The sequence below is a fragment of the Synechococcus sp. R3-13 genome (assembly GCF_047462195.1).
In the GTDB taxonomy this organism is placed as follows: Bacteria; Cyanobacteriota; Cyanobacteriia; order Thermostichales; family Thermostichaceae; genus Thermostichus.
Map to the genome: position 1 here is coordinate 1 of NZ_JANSIO010000156.1, position 3,900 is coordinate 3,900.

The 3,900-nt window shown below is 56.1% G+C and carries 4 protein-coding genes; 2 read left to right on the forward strand and 2 right to left on the reverse strand.

The annotated features are described in order from the left end of the window. Positions 1–27: 27 nt before the first annotated feature. A complete protein-coding gene (gene recA / locus NW856_RS04930; protein ID WP_414399377.1) occupies positions 28–1,152 on the reverse strand; it encodes a recombinase RecA in 1,125 nt (374 codons plus the stop codon). A gap of 235 nt (positions 1,153–1,387) precedes the next feature. On the opposite strand from recA, the gene lgt reads away from it, so the two are divergent. Both lgt and tsaE read left to right on the forward strand, forming a co-directional pair. Next, positions 1,388–2,212, forward strand: a complete 825-nt coding sequence (gene lgt, locus NW856_RS04935; protein ID WP_011433548.1) for a prolipoprotein diacylglyceryl transferase — start codon at positions 1,388–1,390, stop codon at positions 2,210–2,212. Between the two features lie 3 nt (positions 2,213–2,215). Continuing rightward, positions 2,216–2,851 carry a tRNA (adenosine(37)-N6)-threonylcarbamoyltransferase complex ATPase subunit type 1 TsaE gene (gene tsaE / locus NW856_RS04940; protein WP_414399378.1) on the forward strand — a complete coding sequence of 212 codons (636 nt, stop codon included), beginning with the start codon at positions 2,216–2,218 and terminating at the stop codon, positions 2,849–2,851. Positions 2,852–3,051: 200 nt separating this feature from the next. On the opposite strand, the gene NW856_RS04945 is transcribed toward tsaE, so the two are convergent. Then, positions 3,052–3,750, reverse strand: a complete 699-nt coding sequence (locus tag NW856_RS04945) for a pirin family protein (protein WP_414399379.1) — start codon at positions 3,748–3,750, stop codon at positions 3,052–3,054. Between the last annotated feature and the right edge of the window lie 150 nt (positions 3,751–3,900).

The window sequence follows — 3,900 nt, forward strand, 5'->3', positions numbered from 1 at the left end:
ACTGCGAAGCAGTCAGGGTCGGGTAGTTTACAACTCTTCCTCTACAAAGACCGCATCCTCATTCTCTTCCTGCTCTCCCTCCTCCATCGCTGCCGGCCGGCTGGCGGAAACCGTCACCCCCGTAGAAAGTTTCTCCCGCACAGCCGCTTCCACCTCCGCTAGGAGCTCTGGGTTTTCCTTCAAGTAGACAACCAGATTGTCCCTTCCTTGGGCAACATTTTCCTCCTTGTAGCTGTACCAAGAGCCGCGGCGCTTGAGAATGCCCATCTCCTCGGCCAGATCGATAATGCAGCCGATGTTGGAGATCCCTTGGCCGAAAATGATGTCAAATTCTGCCCGCCGGAAAGGGGGGGCAACTTTGTTTTTCACCACCTTGACCCGTGCTCGGATCCCGTATTCTTCCGCACCTTTTTTCAGGGTTTGAACGCGGCGAATATCTAGCCGCACCGACGCATAAAACTTAAGGGCATTGCCGCCGGTGGTGGTCTCCTGGGGGCCATAGCCTATGCCGCCAATTTTGGAGCGCAATTGGTTTAAGAAAAGAACGATGGATCCGGTTTTGCTGACATTTCCGGCAATCTTGCGCAGCGCTTGGCTCATCAGGCGCGCCTGCAATCCCACATGGGCATCTCCCATATCCCCTTCGATCTCAGCCCGGGGCACCAACGCTGCTACCGAGTCCACCACCACGATATCCACAGCTGCCGAGCGCACCAACTGATCGACAATCTCCAAGGCGGCCTCCCCCGTGTCCGGCTGGGAGATCAACAGGTTTTGAACATCAACCCCCAAAGCTGCTGCGTAAGTGGGATCCAGCGCATGTTCCGCATCCACAAAAGCTGCCGTTCCCCCTTGTTTTTGCACTTCGGCGATGGCATGTAGGGCAATTGAAGTTTTCCCAGAAGATTCCGGCCCAAAGACTTCGATAATCCGCCCTTTTGGGTAACCTCCGCCCAAGGCCAAGTCGAGGGTGATGGCCCCACTGGGTATGGTCTCCACCCGCATCTGGGTGGCATCTCCCAGGCGCATGATTGCCCCTTTGCCGAAATTCCGCTCGATCTGGCTTAACACCTGCTCCAGGGCTTTGCGTTTTTCTGACTTCAATTTGTCCGAGTCATCAGCAGTGTTCACAGCAGCGGCTTTCCGGGCCATAACCCGCACACCCCCCAGGAGTCGTGGTGGAAAATTGAGCCTGCATTCTAACATTGTCGCCTTGCTCTGAGCGGATCCCTCTCCCTCCAACTGCAGTCAGCTCGTACCTTGCCTCGGTTCCTAACTCCCCTCTCCCTCTGGGAGAGGGGCTGGGGGTGAGGGCAGGTCTTCTGCATAGCCTTGCAGAGCGGGTAGAGTGGGCTAAAGGGATCTGCTCAGGAATGTCCCCACGGTCATGACTTTGGTCTTACAATCCCCCGGCCCGGTTGTGTTTAGTTGGGGGCCGCTCAGCCTGCGCTGGTATGGCTTATTGATCGGCCTGGCAATGGTGTTGGGCTTGCTCCTGGCTCGCCATCTGGCAGCTCGGCGTGGCCTTCCCCCCAGTTCCATGCCTGATCTGCTGGTGTGGTTGGTGGTTGGATCCCTGCCCCTTGCTCGCCTGTACTATGTGGCCTTTGAGTGGGAACGCTATCGAGATGGCCCTTGGTGGCAGGTCTTGGCCCTCTGGCAGGGGGGCATTGCCATTCACGGTGCCTTGATCGGCGGCAGTGCGGCGCTTTACCTGTTCGCCCGGCGGCACCGGCTGAGTTTTTGGTTGCTAGCCGATTGCCTTGTTCCCTCCCTCAGCCTTGGTCAGGGGATCGGACGTTGGGGCAACTTCTTCAACAACGAAGCCTACGGAAAGGTGTTGCCTCCGGATAGCCCTCTGTGGGTACAACTGCAGCTGCCTGATGGATCGCGCGTCCATCCCACTTTTTTGTACGAATCCCTCTGGAACTTTGGTCTCTTCGGGCTCCTGCTCTTTTTAAGCTACCGGCGCCAGCTTCCCCCCGGCACCCTCTTGGGCCTCTACCTGGTGGGGTACAGCCTGGGGCGCTTCTGGATCGAAGGCCTGCGCACCGATAGCCTCATGCTGGGATCCCTGCGGGTGGCGCAGGGGGTGAGCCTGTTGCTCATTGGAGCAGGCCTGGCCGCAATCTTGACAGCTCCCAAACGCGTTTCTGTTCACCCAAACGAGGCAACTTCCTCGCCTGGGATCCCCGCCCCAAAGGAGTTGTAAGCCATGGCCAGCGAACAGAATGAAGAGCTCTGGCAGCAAGCCTCCCCTCTGCTGCTGCCATCCGCCGCTGCTACCCAATCACTAGGGGCCCTCGTAGCTCAAGCCGCCCTTGGCTTCCTCGCCCCTTCAGGTCAACAAAAATCTCCCCCTCCCAGCCGCAGCCTCGGCTCCACTTCCGGCTTGGTCATTCTTCTCGAAGGTAATCTGGGCAGCGGCAAAACCACCTTTGTGCAGGGACTAGGGCAGGGCTTGGGGATCCCTGAACCCATCGACAGCCCCACCTTCGTGCTGGTGCAGGAATACCACACCGGACGGATCCCTCTCTTCCATTGCGATCTCTACCGTCTGGAGCCCTCTTCTGCCGCTCGCGCCGGTGGGAGAGAGTCCACACTCCTGGAAGACCTAGGGCTAGAAGAACTTTGGAGCCAAGGTGGGATCACCGCTATTGAGTGGCCCCAGTACCTCCGCCATCTGCCTGCGACCTACCTCTGGCTGCGCCTACAGCCCCATCCCCAGCAGGAAGGAGCCCGCCTTCTACACGTCAAGGGAAAGGGATCCCAGACTGGCCACCTTTGGCAGCAAGTTCTTTCTCAATTCACTCAGCAAAACCTCGAAGAAGGGATCCACTTCTCCTCCTGAAAGTACTTGAAAGCAGAAGAAAAAGTTGAGATCCCAAAAGACTTATGGTCATTTCGATTCCAACTAGGACACTGCACCCGCGCCTAAAACGTTGAATGTACGGAGCCAGAAGGCTCTTCTCAGCAGTTCAGTCGCTTCACCCCAGCCTAAAACGACTATAAGCTCAAGGCAAACAGCCAGAATTCAGCCAAAAGTCATCCTCAGGCCAAATCAAACAGCAGCACCTCAGCCCCTTCTTCACTGAAAAGGTTGAGCTCGCTTTCCCTAGCAATAGCCACGCCATCTCCTTCTCGCAAAAACAAGCCATCCAGGGTCACATCGCCCCGAGCTATCTGCAGCCATCCGTAGCGCTTCTCATCCAAGTGTCGGTGAATGGTGCGTCCCGGCTCAATCAACCCCGCATAGAGATTCACATCCTGATGCACAATCACGGATCCCTGGCGCCCATCTCGAGAGGCAACTAAACAAAACTCATTGGGATGCTCTGTCAAACCCGTCGCTTTTTGTTCATAGCCGGGCTCCAGGTTTTCCTGCTCCGGCAAAATCCAAATTTGCAGCAGATGAACCTCCTCATCTGCCGAGTGGTTGTACTCGCTGTGCCAGATCCCTGTGCCTGCCGTCATCCGTTGAATTTCACCAGGACGAATCACAGATCCCGTGCCCAAGCTGTCTTTGTGCTCAAGGATCCCTTCCAAAACATAAGTAACGATCTCCATATCCCGGTGCCCATGAGTCGGAAAGCCAGCACTCGGGCGGATTCGGTCATCGTTAATCACCCGCAAAGCGCGGAAACCCATGTAGCGAGGGTCGTAGTACTCCCCGAAAGAAAATGAGTGGTAAGTATCAAGCCAACTGAGCTTGACATGACCCCTCTCTTCCCGCTTGCGCAAAGTCAGCATCACAGTTTCTCCAAAACCTGACCCTCGCAACCATCTTATTAACTCTGCAGTCAGAATGTCAATATTCAAACAGTTTTATTTCTTCTTTTCCCTGCTATTCTCGCCAAAAACTTGCCAAAAATTTTGGGTTGGATATCTTGACGGGGTGGT

What these genes read in the sequence shown, in the direction of transcription:
- recA (WP_414399377.1), bottom strand. Translation starts at nt 1,152, where the DNA reads ATGGCCCGGAAAGCCGCTGCTGTGAACACTGCTGATGACTCGGACAAA.
- lgt (WP_011433548.1), top strand. Translation starts at nt 1,388, where the DNA reads ATGACTTTGGTCTTACAATCCCCCGGCCCGGTTGTGTTTAGTTGGGGG.
- tsaE (WP_414399378.1), top strand. Translation starts at nt 2,216, where the DNA reads ATGGCCAGCGAACAGAATGAAGAGCTCTGGCAGCAAGCCTCCCCTCTG.
- NW856_RS04945 (WP_414399379.1), bottom strand. Translation starts at nt 3,750, where the DNA reads ATGCTGACTTTGCGCAAGCGGGAAGAGAGGGGTCATGTCAAGCTCAGT.